We start from the raw sequence: 17,182 nt of genomic DNA, 5'->3' as shown, positions 1-17,182 counted from the left end.
TGCGTTCCTGTTGGTTGGGCAGGGTGATCGTCGTGCGGCTTCAGTGTTCGACAGCCGGGAAGCGCGCCATCGCCTCGAGATCGTCGAGGTCGATATGATTGCGCATGTAGCGTTGACTCGCATCGACGCGAGGCTGCCAGTCCCACGACTGGATGGCGCCGAGCGTCGTCGATGCGAAGTGGAAATGACGGCGGCGCTGACTCTTGAGCACATCGCGATGCAGCGCTTCCAGATTCCAGCGACGTGCAATGTCGTCGCGAAATGCGCTCACCGTCGCTCGATGCCGCTCGTCGCGCGCGAGATTCGTTCGCTCGAAGGGATCGGCCTGCACGTCATATAGCTGGTCGGGATCGGCTTGCGAGTGAATGAACTTGTACGCCCCGCGCCGGATCATGACGATGGGCGCAATCGCGCCTTCCGCAAGATATTCGCCGATGGCTTCGTCATGGCCGCCGCCTCCCGCAAGATGCGGCACGAGGCTTCGCCCGTCTATGGCGTCCGGCCAATGCGCCGGCAACTCGCCGCGCGCGATCTCGACGAGCGTCGGCAGCAGATCGAGATGCGAGACCGACTCCTTCACCCGATGCGCGTCGAAGCGCCCCGGCCGATGCACGATCAACGGCACGCGGCAGCCGCCTTCGAAGAACGTCATCTTGTACCAGAGGTTGCGCTCGCCGAGCATCTCGCCGTGGTCCGACGTGACGACGATGGTCGTATCGTCAGCAAGTCCGGCCTGTTCCAGCGCTTCGAGAATCGCGCCGAACTGATCGTCAACGTACGACACCGCACCGTAATACGCGCGCCGTGCGTTGCGGATCTGCCGGTCCGTCGGCGGCGTGCGATCGGCTTCGTACACATGGCGCAGACGCTTCGAATGCGGATCGCTCGCCTCGAGCGAATCGCGATGAAGCGGCATGTCCACGTCCTCCTCGCGGTACATGTCCCAGTATTTGCGCGGGATCGCATACGGATCATGCGGATGCGTCAGCGACGCGACCATCATGAAGGGCCGCGCATCCTTGCCCGCATGCCGCTCCCGCGCAATGTCGAAGAGTTTCTGGCGGACGGTGAAAATGACCTCGTCATCGAAATCGAGTTGATTGGTCCGCACGCACGGGCCTGCATCGATGACGGAACTCATGTTGTGATACCACGACGGGCGCGCTTCGAAGTTCTGCCAGTCGGGCGTCCAGCCGAAATCCGCAGGATAGATGTCGGTGGTGAGTCGCTCCTCGAAGCCGTGCAACTGGTCCGCGCCGCAGAAATGCATCTTGCCCGACAGCACCGTGCGATAACCCTCGGCACGCAGATAGTGCGCGAATGTCAGCGTCTCGGAGGGAAACTCGGCGGCGTTATCGTAAGCGCCGATATTCGAGGGCAGCTTGCCCGCGAGCAGGGAGAAGCGCGACGGCGCACACAGCGGACTCGCGCAATACGCCGATTCGAAGACCACGCCCTCACGCGCGAGCGCATCGATATGCGGCGTCTTCGTCATGCGATTGCCGTATGCCGCGAGCGCGAACGGCGTCAGTTGATCGGCCATCAGAACAAGGATATTTTGTTTCGTCTCATGCATGGAGCAAGCCTCGAATAGAATCCAGTGCAGCGAACGCGCGGACCTCGGATGTTCGCGCAACGTCACTATTGCCGTTCCATTTGCGTCTGTGAAGACGGCATTTCGTTATGCGCCCATAAGGAGCGGTTATGCCGCGACAAGACCGCCTGCCGCCCATGCAGGCGCTGCTGATCTTCGAATCCGCCGCGCGGCTCGCGAGCTTCACGGCGGCAGCGCGTGAACTCGGCTCGACGCAACCAGCCGTGAGCCAGCGCGTCGTGCAACTGGAGGAAGCGCTCGGAACACCGCTTTTCGAGCGCGGACATCGCGGCGTCACGTTGACGGAAGACGGCGCGCGTCTCTTCGAGGCCGTGCGTGAGAGCTTCGATCTGATCCGCCAGGCCGCAGCCGATATCCGCACGCGGCACACGCAACGCAGCCTGACCTTGTCAACGGATTTCGGCTTCGCCACCTACTGGCTGATGCCGCGCCTGCCGCAATTCAAGTCGCTGATGCCCGATGTCAACGTGACCATCATCACGTCGCAACAGTTGCCGAGCGCATCGGGCGAGCTTGCGGATGTCGTCATCGTGTTCGGCGACACGCATGGCGACTGGGGATCGCGCCGCGCCGTGAAGCTGTTTCCCGAACGCGTGACGCCCGTATGCAGCCCGACCTTTGCTGCAACGCACGACACATCGGACCTTTCGAAGCTGCCGCTGCTGCATGTCGAACGCACGCAGCCCGAACGATGGCTCTCATGGAGCGCCTGGTTCGACGCGCACGGACAACCCGCCCCGCCGACGCACGGCGCATTTACCTTCAACAGCTATGCGCTCGTGACCCACGCCGCGGTCATGGGCCAGGGCGTCGCGCTTGGCTGGTCGCCGCTGATCGATGAACTCGTCGCCACCGGTCAGCTCGTCGCGCTCCGCGATACGCCGCTCGTCACCGATCGCGGCTACGTGCTGCTCACGCGACGCGAACCGTCAGCCGCCGTCCGCGCGTTTCAGGACTGGCTGCTCGACGAGTGCGACGCGCTCGTCTGACGTCTCTTTGCTCGCCGCCAGGACATGCACGCGCCGCGCTTTTGTTGATTGACCGTTCAATATAAAACCCGTAGGATGGTTTGCACGGTCAAAACCCTCTGCGTCATTTTCGAAGTCGAACGTCCATGCCAAAACTTGGAATGCGGGAAGTGCGCCGCGCACAGCTTATCGATGCCACCCTGCTCACCATCGACGAGCTCGGACTCACAGGAGCGACGCTCGCGTCGGTCGCGCAACGCGCCGAGATTTCGACGGGCATCGTGAGCCATTACTTCGGCGACAAGGACGGCCTGCTCGAAGCCACCATGCGCCATGTGCTTCGATCGCTGTGGCAAGGCACCTCGCGCCGGCGCAAGGCCGCGAAGGCCGATCCACGCTCGAAGCTGCGCGCGGTGGTCGCCGCGAACTTCGACGTCGAACAGGTCAACGGGCCGGTCATGAAAACATGGCTCGCGTTCTGGTCGGAAAGCATGCACAAGGACCGGTTGAGGCGCTTGCAGTACGTGAACACGCGGCGTCTCTACTCCAATCTGTGCGCGGAATTCTCGCGCGTGCTGAGCCGGGCCGCTGCCCGCCGCGCGGCGACCGGACTCGCGGCCTTGATCGACGGCCTCTGGTTGCGCGGCGCCCTCGCGGGCGAGCCTTTCGACACGAAGACCGCCCTGCGGGTCTCGTACGACTACATCGACATGATGATTCAGCCACGCGGCTGATCTCATTTCCACGCATTCAGGAGACGCACGCGATGTCCGCATTCGAAGAGCAACGGCTTCACATCGGCGGCGAATATGTCGATGCGACCAGCGGCGAAACCTTCGACACGCGCAATCCCGCCACGGGCGAAACGCTCGCACGGGTGCAGCAGGCGTCGCAGGCCGATATCGATCGTGCGGTTCGGGCCGCGCGAGCAGGACAATGCGAGTGGGCCGCGATGACCGCGATGCAGCGCTCGCGCATCCTGCGCCGCGCGGTGGACCTGCTACGCGCACGTAACGACGAGCTTGCCGCACTGGAAACGCTCGATACCGGCAAGCCCATCTCCGAGACGCGCGCCGTCGATATCGTCACGGGCGCGGATGTCATCGAGTATTACGCGGGTCTTGCGACCGCCATCGAAGGCGAGCAGATACCGCTGCGCGAATCGTCGTTCGTTTATACGCGGCGCGAGCCGATAGGCGTATGCGCAGGCATCGGGGCGTGGAACTATCCCATCCAGATCGCATGCTGGAAGTCTGCGCCGGCGCTCGCGGCAGGCAACGCGATGATCTTCAAGCCCAGCGAAATCACGCCCTTGAGTGCGCTCAAGCTGGCGGAAATCTACGTCGAGGCAGGCGTCCCGCACGGCGTGTTCAACGTCGTACAGGGCGATGCCCGCGTCGGCGCAATGCTCGCGGAGCATCCCGGCATCGACAAGATATCGTTCACGGGCGGCGTCGAGACCGGCAAGAAGGTAATGTCCCGCGCGGGCGGATCGACGCTCAAGGAAGTGACGATGGAACTCGGCGGCAAGTCGCCGCTGATCGTGTTCGACGATTCGAACCTCGAACGCGCAGCCGATATCGCGATGAGCGCGAACTTCTTCAGCTCGGGGCAGGTATGCACGAACGGCACGCGTGTGTTCGTTCAACGAAATATCGCCGCGCAGTTCGAAGCCCTGATTCGGGCGCGTGTGAAGCGCATTCGCATTGGCGCACCCGATGATCCGAATACGAACTTCGGCCCGCTCGTCAGCGCGGCTCAGTTGCAGAAGGTGCTCGGCTACATCGAGATCGGCATGCGCGAAGGCGCGCGGCTCGTCGCGGGAGGCACACGTCCGACCGATGGCGCATTGGCGCGCGGCCACTATGTCGAGCCGACCGTGTTCGCGGATTGCCGCGACGACATGCGCATCGTGCAGGAAGAAATCTTCGGCCCGGTTATGTGCATCCTCGTTTTCGACGACGAAGACGAGGCGATCGCGCGCGCGAACGATACCGCCTATGGCCTGGCAGCGGGGGTCGTGACCGAGAACCTGTCGCGCGCGCATCGCGTGATACATCGGCTCGACGCCGGCATTTGCTGGATCAATACATGGGGCGAGTCGCCGGCCGAGATGCCGGTGGGCGGCTACAAACAGTCGGGCATCGGCCGCGAGAACGGCATCGTGACGCTCAACGCTTACACCCGCATCAAATCGGTCCAGGTCGAGCTCGGACCCTATCAACCCGTGTTTTGAGGGCCTTTTCGATGAGCGCGAAGGAATACGACTACATCATCGTCGGTGCGGGATCGGCGGGCAATGTGCTCGCGTCCCGCCTGACCGAGGACGAGGACGTGACCGTGCTGCTGCTCGAAGCGGGCGGTCCTGACTACCGCTTCGACTTTCGCACGCAGATGCCGGCCGCGCTTGCGTATCCGCTGCAGGGGCGCCGCTATAACTGGGCTTACGAAACCGAGCCCGAACCGCATATGAACAATCGCCGCATGGAGTGCGGACGCGGCAAGGGGCTGGGTGGATCGTCGCTGATCAACGGCATGTGCTACATCCGCGGCAATGCGCTGGACTACGACAACTGGGCGTCGATGCCGGGCCTCGAAAACTGGAGCTACCTCGATTGCCTGCCGTATTTCCGCAAGGCGGAGACACGCGACATCGGCCCGAACGACTATCACGGCGGCGATGGTCCCGTGCATGTGACCACGAGCAAACCGGGAAACAATCCCCTTTTTGCCGCGATGGTCGAGGCCGGCGTGCAGGCGGGCTATGCGCGCACGGACGATCTCAACGGCTATCGGCAAGAAGGCTTCGGGCCGATGGATCGCACCGTCACCGCTAACGGACGACGCGCGAGCACGGCGCGTGGTTATCTGGACCGCGCGAAGCACCGTTCGAACCTGAGCATCGTCACGCATGCCACCACCGACCGCGTGCTCTTCTCGGGCAAGCGTGCGATCGGCGTTGCGTATCTGCATCGCGGCCAGCGTACGACCGCGAATGTGCGGCGCGAAGTGCTCGTGTGCAGCGGGGCGATCGCTTCGCCTCAGTTGTTGCAGCGTTCGGGCGTCGGTCGCGCTGCGTGGCTGAAAGAGCTGGAGATTCCGGTGGTGCACGATCTGCCGGGCGTCGGCGAGAACCTGCAGGACCACCTCGAAATGTACATGCAGTATGCATGCAAGGAACCGGTGACGCTGTACCCTGCCCTGCAATGGTGGAATCAGCCGGCCATCGGGCTCGAATGGATCATCAACGGGACGGGGATCGGCGCGACGAATCATTTCGAGGCAGGCGGCTTTATCCGCACGCGCGATGACGACCCGTGGCCGAATATTCAGTACCACTTCCTTCCTGTCGCGATCAATTACAACGGCTCGAATCCGATCAGGATGCATGGATTCCAGGCGCACGTCGGATCAATGCGTTCGCCGAGCCGGGGACGCGTGAAGCTCAAGTCGCGCGATCCGAATGCACATCCGAGCATTCTGTTCAATTACATGGCCGATCCGCTCGACTGGCGAGAGTTCCGCGACGCGATTCGCATCACGCGGGACATCATGCGGCAGCCCGCACTGGCGCGTTACCGTGGACAAGAGCTTCATCCCGGCGCGGACGCCGCGAGCGATACCGAACTCGACGCATTCGTGCGCGCCAGGGCCGAGACCGCCTATCACCCGTCGTGTTCATGCAAGATGGGCTATGACGACATGGCTGTGGTGGATGGCGAAGGCCGCGTTCATGAGATGCAGGGCCTGCGCGTGGTGGATGCGTCGATCATGCCGCAGATCACGACTGGCAACCTCAACGCGCCGACGATCATGATGGCCGAGAAGATCGCGGACCGCATCCGCGGCATCAAGCCGCTCGAAAAGCGCCAAACGCCCTACTACGTTGCGGCCAGACGCGATGACCGGGTCTTCGCGGACCAGCGGCAATTCGATCCGAAGGTAACGTAGCCCCCGTTTCCATGCAACGTAGGCACGCTCGATAAACCATTGATTGGGAGTACCGATGAGAAAGTTCACAGCCCGCATGATGTGTTCGATCGCTATCGCGAGCAGCTTCGGCGTCAGCGCCCATGCGGCGGATCCCGCCGCGTGCCGCGCCATCCGCATGGCCGACATCGGATGGTCCGACATCGCCGCGACAACGGGCCTCGCCACCAACGTCCTGCTGGGCCTCGGCTACGCGCCATCGAAAATCATCGCATCGGAGCCGATCACCTTCGCCGGCGTCAAGGCGAAACAGATCGACGCCTTCCTCGGCTACTGGTCCCCATCGATGGATTCGGTCATCGAACCGTTCGTGAAGGGCGGATCGCTGAAGGTGGTCAATCCCCCCAATCTGACCGGCGCGAAATACACGCTGGCCGTCCCCGACTATGTTTATGACGCGGGAATCCGGAGCTTCGCGGATATCGCCAGGAACGCGGATAAACTCCAGTACAAGATTTATGGCATCGAGCCGGGAAATGAAGCGAACGGGCTGATCGACAAGATGATCAAGACCAATCAGTTCGGCCTCGGCAAGTTCAAGCTCGTCGAGTCGAGCGAGGCGGGGATGCTGGTGCAGGTGAATCGGGCTGTGCAGAACAAGCAGTGGATCGTTTTTCTTGGATGGGAACCGCATCCGATGAACGTCCGCATGAAGATCAAGTACTTGGCCGGCGGTGACGATGTCTTCGGACCGAACTACGGCGAAGCCAAGGTGTACACCGTACAGCCGAGCGACTACGCCGCACGATGCCCGAATGCTGCCAGGTTATTCGCGAATCTTCGCTTCACCACTTCCATGGAAAACCAGATCATGACGCGCATCATGGACAAGGAAGACCCCAACAAGGCGACGCTGGCCTGGCTGAAAGCGAATCCGTCGGTGCTCGACAACTGGCTTTCCGGCGTGACCACGCTCGATGGCAAGCCAGGACTGCCTGCGGTGAAAGCCTACCTGGCCGAGCACTGAGCGAGGAAGGCCACCTCCCCTCCATCATGTTGAACGACAAGATGTCGGCCTACGCAGCCCTTTTCATCGCGATCCTGCTCGAGATTGCCGGCACCACTTGCCTGCAGAAATCCGATCAGTTCACGAAGCTCGTGCCTACGTTGGCCATGGCTGCGTGTTACCTTGGCGCCTTCTATTTTCTGTCGATCGTTCTAAAAACGATTCCGGTCGGGCTGGCTTACGCGATATGGAGCGGACTGGGTATCGTCCTGATTTCGACGGTGAGCTTTTTCGTCTTTCGTCAGAGGCTCGACGCGCCTGCCGTCCTCGGTCTCGGCTTTATCGTATTGGGCGTGGTGATCATCAACGTATTTTCCACCGCGAAAGTGCACTGAAAGCGAAGAATCCGTATGTCGATGTTCAGGCAGTCGCCGGCTAAACCTCGGCGCGCCGCTGCCGTTATACATGCCAGACCTATTTGACTCACCTGGCTCACTGCCGTGGCGCTGGGCCTTGACCTGGCCGAAAGGAGAATGACTGTGAACGGATTCGATTGGATGATGGCCGGCGTGTATCTGGCGGCGCTCGTCAGCGGCACGCTCTTTATCAGCGTGCTGGCGCGGCGCAGCTTGCATAGGGCGAGCGAGCGGGGACACTGAATCGGCAACCCTCTCCGGCGGGCTAGTCGGATGCGACGCATCGACGTTATGTGATTCGGTATCCGACGTATTTGCCGCGAGACCGACCTGTCTGCATGACCAGCAAGTGAAGTCATCCAATCCATGTGCTTCAGCGCGCCGGAGACGGCACGCGTCGTTGCTGCAACAGCCTGACCGCATTGTCGAAGGCGCTGTGAATCGCGGCGCCGAGCTCGGCGTTCGTCCCGCGTTCCACGGGCAGCAGGTCGTAGCCACGCGTGATGAGGTCGAGACGCGCATCGAAGACGCGGCTTCCGGCCCGATCGCGATACGCCTCCACCGCCAGGTGACAGTCAACGATATCGCTCGCCATGACTTCGAGCCTCACGAGTTCCATTTCCGCTGCGCATTCCCCGGCGTGCGAGCCGGCGAAGCCGCGATAGGCGATCTGCAATCCGAGACCCATGATCGTGTTTTCCTCCATTGCGTCGCTTCCATCGTGCGCTATCTGCCGTCGATGCGTTTGACCCAGATCAATCGGCCGACCGGAACGAACCTTGCTCGCAAGGTGTTTAGCAGGCCGATTGCAAGGCGTTCGAAACACGACAGAAGGCTTTCCAGCGGAGGACGCGCGAATGCACACCCCGTCAACCGAACCGCATGCGATCGTGGTGGTATTCCACCGCGACGGCCATGCCGCGCGATCGCAGCATGAGCGCGCCACGCAACGCGCGCTTGCCGGTCAGCTTGCGCTGCTGCTGGGCGCATCCGAATGCGTCGAATTCGACGCCGCACGCACGTATCCGCCGCAACGCTACTTCGTTCCCGATGACACGCTGCCCGTCTGCATCGCCGATCGTCTCGGCATCGTCACCGGCGACGATCTTTTCGGCGGCGTCGTGCCGTATCCGTTCGTCGGAACGAAGGTCGTAGTGCACGGCCTGCCACCGGGAGCGCAAGTCAAGCCCGAAGGATGGCAAGACTTGCTCGGCGAAAGCGTGCGCGATCTGGTGCTGCCCGGCTTCTCCGCCTTCACGGGCGCCGATGCACGCGCTGCCACCGCGCAACTTCTGGCAGACGGATCGGTACGGCTGAAGCGGCCTTCGGGCATCGGCGGTACGGGACAGGCGGTCATCGTCAACAAAACCGAACTCGAGGCGCACCTGAACGCTATTGGCGACGACACGCTCCGCACGGAAGGCATCGTGCTGGAGCGGAACTTGCGCGACATCACGACGTTCAGCGTCGGCGAAATTCACGTGCGTGCACATCGTGCGAGCTACTACGGCGTGCAGCGGCTGACGCGAAACAATCGCGGTCATGCGGTCTATGGCGGTTCCGATCTCGTCGTCGTGCGGGGCACGCTCGACGCCCTGTTACGCGAGCCGATGCCCGACGAAACGCGCGCCGCCGTGGAATGCGCCCGCGCATTCCACGCCGCCATTCGCAGCGCGTTTCCGGGCTTCATCGCATCGCGAAGGAATTACGACGTCGCATCGGGCGTCGACGAGAGCGGGCATCGGCATCGCGGCGTGCTTGAACAGTCGTGGAGAATCGGCGGCGCGAGCGGCGCGGAAATCGGAGCGCTGCGCGCGTTCGCGAACGATCCCGCGTTGACGAGCGTGCGGGCATCCACCGTCGAACTGTATGGCGAAGACGTAAAGGTTCCGGCGAACGCGGTCATCGTCTATCAGGGCATCGACGCACATTCGGGGCGCGTCACCAAGTTCTTCACGGTCGAACCCGGCCCGCGCATGAAAGGAGCGAGTGCATGACAGCAGCCCGGCAGCAGATACAGATTCCCGTCGAACGCGGCTATCTCGACGGCACGCTCGTCACGCCCAAGACCGCGATTCCAGGCGTTCTGTTCGTACATGGCTGGGGCGGCGATCAGGAACAGTACATGGAGCGCGCGCGGCAGGCGGCGTCGCTCGGCTGCGTGTGCCTCACCTTCGATCTGACCGGCCACGCGCGCACGAAAGAGGAACAGGAGACGGTGACGCGCGAAACCAATCTCAAGGACGTGCTCGCGGCATACGACAGGCTCGTTGCGCATCCACTCGTCGATGCGACGTCGATCGCCATCGTCGGCAGCAGTTATGGCGGCTATCTCGCGTCGATCGCGACATCACTGCGCCCCGTGCGCTGGCTGGGGCTTCGCGTGCCGGCGCTCTATCTCGACGAGGGATGGACGACGCCCAAGCGCGCGCTTCACAAGGAACACGATCTTGCGGCGTATCGCAGGCGCATCGTCAAGGCCGACGAGAACCGTGCATTGCGTGCGGCCTCCGAGTTTCGCGGCGATGTGCTGCTGGTCGAATCGGAGCATGACGAAACCGTGCCGCATGCGGTGCTCGCCAGCTATCTGCAGGCGTTTCTGCAATCGCACTCGCTGACGTATCGCGTGATCGAAGGCGCGGATCATGGTCTGTCCGATGAAGGCAGTCAGCGCGCCTACACGGCGCTCGTCGTCAGCTGGCTTGCGGAGATGATTGGCGGAAGGCGTGCGGGGAGCCGTGGCGAAGCGCCGCAACTCATCAAGTGATGCAGGGCGCATCCGCGTGTTCGGATAACATGCGCGCTTGCACCGATGGAACGCCATGCCACACAACGCTTCTTTGCTCAACCGGACGTTGAACGCCGTTACGCGTCGTTATCGCTTGCCGAAACTCGACGTGCTTTCGCCCGATACTCATGCGCTCAGTCCCGAGACGGCGCTTGCGCTCGTCATCGAACAGGCGCGTATTGCGACGGCGGGCGGCGCTGCGCCCGACGGGCCACTCAAGCAGCGCTTCCTCGATTCGCTCGCGCGCATGATCGCGGCTGCGATTCATCCGCGGACCGGGGATGCCGTTTTTCAGGCGATGTTGCTTCGGCATCGTGAAGCGACCGTGCGAGATTACACGTCGCTGTCCGCGCAGGCCGAGCGCGATCGCCGATTCGTTCACGCTGCCGTAAATGGCATCGCGCATCCAGCAAGGCTGCAACGCATGGCGCCCGGACAGCAACGGGAATGGCTGGCTGAATTGCATGCGTCGGCGGCTTCATCGTCGTGGGAGCGGGCAGAAGACGACGCACGCCGTCTGCTCGATCTGCCTGACGATGATCCCATCAAGCCGCGCGTGCAGCAGTTGTTAAGCGACGGAGCGCTTGCGCGGCTGCGAGCGCTTCGGTCATTGGAGGCCGATGCATCGGTTCGCCGATACGAGTCGCTGTGGAACCAGCAGGGTCCTCGCTCCGGAAGCACTGCGGCCGCCGCGCAAGGAGTTGCCGCGAAGCAGCGCGGCGCTGACGTTGAAGCACTCGCTGCCCGCGCGCTCGATGCACTGGCCCGACGATTGAATGAAGAAGAAGCGCCGGCGTCATATCGCGTCGTCACATCGATGCGTGTTCCTTCATCGATTCGCGCCAGTCACGAGCACGCGAAGACAGAATGGGACGCCGTGCTATTGCGGTGTGCATCGTCGCCCGACGAAGCAGCGGTGTGGGACGTGTGCTTTCTGATCGAGGCAAAGGCTTCCGTCGATGCGGCATCGACCGATTTCGCACGGCTCCTGCGGGGTCTGCGCCTTCTGGCCAGCGCCGACGCCACCGCCGATTACTCATTCGAAACGCAGCAGGGTGTCGTGCGCCTGAATGGCGCGTCACTGCACGCGCTGCCTGTGGAAGGAGACGGCGTTGCGGATATCGTCCTCTATTGCTGCGACGCCCCCGCCGATGAACCTGCGCGACTGCTCAACGCGGCGAGCAGGATGCAGCTCCTGTCCGCACCGGCGAGCCTCGCCTACGCGAGCGCATTGATCGACGAACAGCACGCGGACCCGTTCGCGCTGGAGTCCGTCTGGCAGGCATTGCTCGAAGCGCCACGGTGGCGGAGCGTGCTCGATCAATACGCGATGCTGCGGCAAGTGCGCGAATTGATGGTGCATACCGAAGACCTGCTTGCAGCGACGGCTCATTGAGTCGAGTCTCTAGGACGCCGCATCGAGCATATCGGAGAGGCAGGCGCGCAGTTTGTCGAGCGCCACGGGCTTGCGCATGACGGTGGTATGCACGTTCGTCAGGTCTTCGGCTCCGGCCCAGCCGGTAACCACGATGGTCCGGATATCGCGGCGTCGCGCGCCCAGTCTTTCGATCAGCTCTCTGCCGTTCATGCGCGGCATGGTGAGATCGGTCACGACGGCGTCCGCCGGATCTCTTTCGTCGACCTCGAGGGCCTCGATGCCATCGTGCGCGACGCTGACCCGAAAGCCCTCCCACTCCAGAAATAACTTCATCACTTGAGTGATGGAGCTTTCGTCATCGACAACAAGAATGTGCTTCATCGATATTCGTATCAGTCCGCAGCCAGAGGAAATATCATCTTGACGATACTGCCCTTCCCGACGGTGCTTTCTATTTCGAGCCTCCCGTTCGACTGCTGCATGAATCCGTGGACCATGGCGAGGCCCAGGCCGGTGCCGGGTCCCTTCGTGGTGAAGAAAGGCTCGGCGGCGCGTCGCAACGTTTCGGCATCCATGCCCGTGCCTTCATCGTGAACGCACAGAATCACATACCGGCCCGCTGGAAGATGCCTTTCGGCCGATCCCGTTCCCAGCGACATGATCGATGTCGCGACGGTAGCCTTGCCGCCGTGGGGCATCGCGTCGCGTGCGTTGATCAATATGTTCAGCAGCGCCATCTCGAGGTGCTCGGGATCGAGCATCGTTACAGGCAGACCGGGCTTGAGGTCCAGACGAAGATCGATATGTCGTCCTAACGTGCTCGCGAGCATGTCGCTGAATTCGAGCACGAGCGTATTGAGGTTCACGCTCTTCGGCGCGAGCTGCTGCTTGCGCGCGAACGTCAGAAGCTGTTGAGTGAGTCTGCCGCCACGCTCGGCCGCGCCCTTGGCGTTGTCGATCAGCGTTTCCAGCAGCGCATCGCCGTGACCTTCGATTCTTCTTTTGGCCAGTTCCAGGTTCCCCGTCACGACTTGCAGCAGGTTGTTGAAGTCATGCGCGAGTCCGGCGGTCAACTGCCCGATCGACTCCATTTTCTGAGCCTGTCGAAACGCCTGCTCCGACACACGCCGCCGAGTAATGTCCATTTGCGATGCAAAGAAATGGACGAGGTTGTTGTCCTTGTCGAATATCGGTCCGAGAAAGAGCGCGTTCCAGAACGGCGTACCGTCGGCTTTGTAGTTCAGGATCTCGACGGCCACCGCACGCTGCTCGCGCAGGCCCTCCCGAATCTCGTCGACGGTCTCGGGGTCCGTATCCTTTCCTTGCAGAATGCGGCAGTTCCGGCCAATGACTTCGTCCTCCGTGCACTGCGTGAGGTCCAGAAAGGCCCCGTTCACGAACACGATGGGATTGTCCGGCAGCCTCGGATCGGTGACGACCATCGGCATGCGCGTCATTTCCACGGCGGCGAAGAAGACGCCGCTGCGATCATCTAGGCCAGGATTGGATACATAGCCCGCTTGCCAATGTTGCCTGTCCGATGCGCCTGTCGGCGTGAACGAATGATTGTCCAGCTCGCCGGCAGCGGGAATGCCGACACTCTGCCCGCCTCCCTCTACATCCGGTGTTTTGTCTTCTGTTCCTGACATGTGATCTTGAAGTTCTTGCAACGTTTTTCTGGGAATGACGGGGCTATAAGCAGGCAGGCGGCGGCGGGATTAACGGCGCTTCAGCGTGGTCGCACTGGCATCGACGTCGCCAGAACGACATTCGCTCCTCGTAGTCGGGCTAACGCCTCGCGGTCAGAGCAGCGGCTATGCCTGCGGCATTTCGAGGAGCTTCAATGCAGCTATCGCACCGAGCGAAGGCTGCGGACAACGGACAGGTCCAGGCATGTCGAACGACATGCGCGTCAGTCGACTCACGCCGCTTGTTCGTCGCACCAGCGCATGGCCCACTGCTGGGCTGCATCGACGGCTTCGGCCTCGCTTCGATAGTCACCGATATCGCCGGACCACTTCACCTCCTCGCTCGTGCCTGCGTCCCGCGAGCCGCGGAATATCTTCGCACGGGCATAGTACCGGCCGCCCTCGTTCAGGCACGAGGCCTCGATGCGAAACTGCTTGTAATCGAGATCCATGATTGTCTCTGCCGTCCTATTGCCGCCTGTTGCGCGTTCGTGGTCCGTGATGTGTCGTCGATGGTAGCGTGATGAACCAAGCAGTCTCGCCTGCCCCGAAGCCTGTGAGCAGGGTCGGTCACCGTCGATTTATTCGCAGAGAGCAACGCGCGTGCCGACCGCGTGTGTCGCCCTGCGCGCAAGGTTCTTCGTTTTTTCATATCGCGATCGATCGGTCGTGTGCGCGGGTTCGGCGCGATGACGCAAGCCCGGACCGAAAGACGTGCTTGCGAAAGCGGCAGTGCTAGCGGATGCGCAGCGCGAGGAAGCGTAATTCAGCGCTGTGCGTGAAACTTCAATGACAAGTGATTGAATGCGCCGCGTCGGTACGTAATTTGCCTCTTTGGTGAAGTCCAATTCACGGCGCAACGATATGAAAAAAACCGACGCGGACCCTCACGCCCATCGCGACGACAGCGCGGAAACCAGCTTCTCTGCATACGCTGGACCGCTCGTTGGCGAAGCTATCGCCGAAGCCGCGACCCTGGAAGCCGCTGCCGATGCGGAGAAGCTGCATAAGCTGCGGGTTGCGCTTCGTCGCTTGCGCACGCTCATCTGGGCATATGGTCCGATTCTCGATGCCGAATTCGGCGCCCAACAGCGCGCTATTTACAAGTTTCTTGCTAACGCCGCTGGCAATACGCGCGATTGGGACATCCTGATTCAACTCGTTGAAGCGACGGGTGACCGGGACGCGGCGGAATCATTCAGAAAAGATCGTGCGGAAGCATCCGAGCGAAGCCTGGCTACGCTGTCTCACGCCAATGTAAAGCAAGTGCTGCGCGAAGCCGTAAGCGAGGCGAATCGCGAATTGAACACGGCGGCCAAGCGAACGCCGCTGGTCAAGTTCGCGAGGAAACGCGTGGCCAAGGCTCAGAAGCAGTTGGAGAAGCGCATGCGAGCTGCTTCTAAAGCCAAACGCAACGACTACGAGTCGTTCCATGATGTGCGCAAGACGGGAAAGAAAGTGCGTTATCTCGTGGAATTCTTCGAGCCGTTGATCGGAGAAAAGCAACGCAGAGGGCTAAAGAAGCTCAAGCAGATTCAAAAGCGCTTTGGCGCGCTCAACGATGTCGTCGCGACGCGCAGCTTGCTCGAACAACATCGTTCATCCTCGATCAATGGCGCCGCAGCCGAAAGAGCGCTGCGTGCTTTGAAGAAGGAACAGAAGCGTCGATTCAAGGCGGCCGCCAAGCTGTTATAGCCGCTCAACGTCACCACTGGGAGAACACCGTGACTATGCAATTCGCAAGCCTCGATTCCGTACCGCCGTTTATTCACATGATGTCGACACCAGATGACGAGTCGACAGATGCCGACAGCGATGATCTCGACGATGTACTCGACGAGACGGGCGCAGTGACGAACCGCAGCGACGGCAAGACGGGCACCGACACCGAAGCCGAGCCTAATCGCAAGCCCTGATCGCTAACTTTTCCCCGATATCAGCGCGGCATCGGCACGGCCTGCCGCACCTGCGCCGCCCGCACGAACTTGCCAGCGCCCAGATGATGAATCGTGTGCAGAGATGCATTCGATTCGTCGATGGTCCAGTGTCCGTTCGCGAATATGCGCGCATCCGCTGCCGCAGCGACGACTTCCGCAAAACAGGTGTCGTAAGCCTGCTCGGTATGCGGCTCGCTGATTAGCCTGCATTCCAGCCAGGCCGCGCAGCCGTTCTCGATGAGCGGCATCCCCAACACCGGCCCCGTTGTCGCTTCAATCCCGAAGGCATCGAACTTGTCGATGTCGCGGCCGCTCGTCGTTCCCACGGCATACGCAAGGTCAATCAAAGCCGCGCCCGGCACACACACGCCGAACGACCCGCTCGCCGCAATCAGTTCTCTGGTGTAAGTGGTCTTGTCGATTACCACGGCGATACGCGGCGGGGTGAACTCCACCGGCATCGACCAGGCGGCTGCCATGACATTGCGCCGATCGCCGTGAGCACTCGTGACAAGGACGGTCGGTCCGTGATTGATGAGGCGGCTGGCGTGCTCCAGTGCGACGGGGACGAATTGAGTCATGTGCGAAATCCGCTTGATGAGAGACCCGAGATTGTAGGCGCACGCCGAAACTCCTTGACAGACAGTCTTACGATATATATCTTTAGATATGTTTTACGATAATTCAAGGACGATCGACATGCGACCTCGCGACTTGAGCCACCCGCGCACGCCGGGTGGACACCATCTTCATCTGCATTCTGAATTCAAATCGGCTTTCCACCATTCGCACCACGCGCACGAGCACCGAGAAATGGCCGGCCGGCATCGGCACGGCGGCGGACGTTTCGGCGGCGGCCCGGGCAGCCCGGGCGGCCTCGGTGGCTTCGGGGATGGCCACGACGACATGGGCGGCATGGGCGGCATGCCGCGCAGTCGCAAATTCTCGTCGGAAGACCTGCAACTGCTGCTCCTCGCAATGCTCGAGGAAACGCCGCGACACGGCTACGAGTTGATCAAGGCACTGGCCGACCGTTCCAATGGCTTTTACACGCCGAGTCCCGGCATGGTCTATCCCGCCCTGACCTATCTGGAAGAACTGGGTTACGCGACTGTCGAACTGGAAGGCAATCGCAAGCGCTACGCCCTGTCCGACGCGGGCCGTGAATACCTCGCGACGAATCGCGAGCGCGTCGACCTGATGCTTGCAAGACTTTTGCATTTCGCACGCAAGATGGACCTTGTACGCCGCGCCTATGCCGGCGAGGAGCCGGAAGAAGCAGCAGCCGGTTCAGGATGGGCGCCGGAACTCATCGCCGCGCGCAGGGCGCTGAAGCGCGCTTTGCTTTTGCGCACCGACGCATCGCAAGACGAACAACGCCGAATCGCGGAGATTCTCTCGCGCGCGACGGCCGAAATTGAACAGGGCGATGCACGCCCGCAAGCGTAAAGGACTA

General features: G+C 61.9%; 18 protein-coding genes. 12 read left to right on the top strand and 6 right to left on the bottom strand.

All coding sequences use genetic code 11. The annotated features are described in order from the left end of the window. Window positions 1-40 precede the first annotated feature (40 nt). Window positions 41-1,576 (bottom strand): choline-sulfatase, encoded by a 1,536-nt coding sequence (gene betC, locus P9255_RS10920; protein WP_309767801.1) that lies wholly within the window; start codon window positions 1,574-1,576, stop codon window positions 41-43. 128 nt (window positions 1,577-1,704) lie between these two features. On the opposite strand from betC, the gene P9255_RS10915 reads away from it, so the two are divergent. From P9255_RS10915 to P9255_RS10890, 6 genes are all read left to right on the top strand, one after another. Beyond that, window positions 1,705-2,604, top strand: a complete 900-nt coding sequence (locus P9255_RS10915) for a choline sulfate utilization transcriptional regulator (RefSeq protein ID WP_309789478.1) — start codon at window positions 1,705-1,707, stop codon at window positions 2,602-2,604. A 125-nt stretch (window positions 2,605-2,729) separates the two neighbouring features. Beyond that, a complete protein-coding gene (gene betI, locus P9255_RS10910; RefSeq protein ID WP_309767804.1) occupies window positions 2,730-3,317 on the top strand; it encodes a transcriptional regulator BetI in 588 nt (195 codons plus the stop codon). A gap of 32 nt (window positions 3,318-3,349) precedes the next feature. Beyond that, window positions 3,350-4,819: a betaine-aldehyde dehydrogenase gene (gene betB / locus P9255_RS10905; protein WP_309767805.1), complete on the top strand. Its 1,470-nt coding sequence runs from the start codon at window positions 3,350-3,352 to the stop codon at window positions 4,817-4,819. An 11-nt stretch (window positions 4,820-4,830) separates the two neighbouring features. Continuing rightward, window positions 4,831-6,534 (top strand): choline dehydrogenase, encoded by a 1,704-nt coding sequence (gene betA, locus P9255_RS10900; RefSeq protein ID WP_309767806.1) that lies wholly within the window; start codon window positions 4,831-4,833, stop codon window positions 6,532-6,534. A gap of 76 nt (window positions 6,535-6,610) precedes the next feature. Then, window positions 6,611-7,540, top strand: a complete 930-nt coding sequence (locus P9255_RS10895; protein WP_404980321.1) for a choline ABC transporter substrate-binding protein — start codon at window positions 6,611-6,613, stop codon at window positions 7,538-7,540. A gap of 26 nt (window positions 7,541-7,566) precedes the next feature. Next, complete coding sequence (locus tag P9255_RS10890) at window positions 7,567-7,914, top strand: multidrug efflux SMR transporter (protein WP_309767808.1); 348 nt, start codon at window positions 7,567-7,569, stop codon at window positions 7,912-7,914. Between the two features lie 394 nt (window positions 7,915-8,308). Here P9255_RS10890 and P9255_RS10885 read toward each other — a convergent pair whose 3' ends face one another. Continuing rightward, on the bottom strand, window positions 8,309-8,641 hold the full coding sequence (locus tag P9255_RS10885) for a hypothetical protein (RefSeq protein WP_309767809.1): 333 nt from the start codon (window positions 8,639-8,641) through the stop codon (window positions 8,309-8,311). Window positions 8,642-8,792: 151 nt separating this feature from the next. Here P9255_RS10885 and P9255_RS10880 point away from each other — a divergent pair, with 151 nt between their 5' ends. The 3 genes from P9255_RS10880 to P9255_RS10870 are packed head-to-tail and all read left to right on the top strand — an operon-like array spanning window position 8,793 to window position 12,119. Next, the gene (locus P9255_RS10880; protein ID WP_309789476.1) at window positions 8,793-9,932 is read left to right on the top strand and encodes a DUF3182 family protein; all 1,140 of its coding nucleotides are present in this window, start codon (window positions 8,793-8,795) and stop codon (window positions 9,930-9,932) included. After that, window positions 9,929-10,702, top strand: a complete 774-nt coding sequence (locus tag P9255_RS10875; protein ID WP_309767811.1) for an alpha/beta fold hydrolase — start codon at window positions 9,929-9,931, stop codon at window positions 10,700-10,702. The genes P9255_RS10880 and P9255_RS10875 overlap by 4 nt, the downstream gene beginning before the upstream one ends. Window positions 10,703-10,757: 55 nt before the next feature. Further along, window positions 10,758-12,119: a 3-deoxy-D-arabino-heptulosonate 7-phosphate synthase gene (locus P9255_RS10870; RefSeq protein WP_309767812.1), complete on the top strand. Its 1,362-nt coding sequence runs from the start codon at window positions 10,758-10,760 to the stop codon at window positions 12,117-12,119. Between the two features lie 9 nt (window positions 12,120-12,128). Here P9255_RS10870 and P9255_RS10865 read toward each other — a convergent pair whose 3' ends face one another. The 3 genes from P9255_RS10865 to P9255_RS10855 form a co-directional block, all read right to left on the bottom strand. Next, window positions 12,129-12,482 carry a response regulator gene (locus P9255_RS10865; protein WP_309767813.1) on the bottom strand — a complete coding sequence of 118 codons (354 nt, stop codon included), beginning with the start codon at window positions 12,480-12,482 and terminating at the stop codon, window positions 12,129-12,131. A gap of 11 nt (window positions 12,483-12,493) precedes the next feature. Continuing rightward, window positions 12,494-13,750 carry a PAS domain-containing protein gene (locus tag P9255_RS10860; protein ID WP_309789475.1) on the bottom strand — a complete coding sequence of 419 codons (1,257 nt, stop codon included), beginning with the start codon at window positions 13,748-13,750 and terminating at the stop codon, window positions 12,494-12,496. A 272-nt stretch (window positions 13,751-14,022) separates the two neighbouring features. After that, window positions 14,023-14,241 (bottom strand): hypothetical protein, encoded by a 219-nt coding sequence (locus P9255_RS10855; protein WP_309767816.1) that lies wholly within the window; start codon window positions 14,239-14,241, stop codon window positions 14,023-14,025. A 412-nt stretch (window positions 14,242-14,653) separates the two neighbouring features. On the opposite strand from P9255_RS10855, the gene P9255_RS10850 reads away from it, so the two are divergent. Next, on the top strand, window positions 14,654-15,484 hold the full coding sequence (locus P9255_RS10850; RefSeq protein WP_309767818.1) for a CHAD domain-containing protein: 831 nt from the start codon (window positions 14,654-14,656) through the stop codon (window positions 15,482-15,484). 35 nt (window positions 15,485-15,519) lie between these two features. After that, entirely contained in the window at window positions 15,520-15,705 is a 186-nt protein-coding gene (locus P9255_RS10845) for a hypothetical protein (protein WP_309767819.1), read from the top strand. 20 nt (window positions 15,706-15,725) lie between these two features. Here the strand turns inward: P9255_RS10845 and P9255_RS10840 are convergent, their stop codons facing one another. Then, window positions 15,726-16,307, bottom strand: coding sequence for a flavin reductase family protein (locus P9255_RS10840; RefSeq protein ID WP_309767821.1), 582 nt, complete (start codon window positions 16,305-16,307; stop codon window positions 15,726-15,728). 118 nt (window positions 16,308-16,425) lie between these two features. Between P9255_RS10840 and P9255_RS10835 the strand changes: the two genes are divergently transcribed. After that, window positions 16,426-17,175, top strand: coding sequence for a PadR family transcriptional regulator (locus P9255_RS10835; RefSeq protein WP_309767822.1), 750 nt, complete (start codon window positions 16,426-16,428; stop codon window positions 17,173-17,175). The last annotated feature ends 7 nt before the right edge of the window (window positions 17,176-17,182 follow it).

Origin of the sequence: Caballeronia sp. LZ019 (genome assembly GCF_031450825.1) — a bacterium.
GTDB lineage: Bacteria > Pseudomonadota > Gammaproteobacteria > Burkholderiales > Burkholderiaceae > Caballeronia.
Note: the sequence above shows the minus strand (reverse complement) of the source record. Positions and strands in the feature narration are given on the sequence as shown.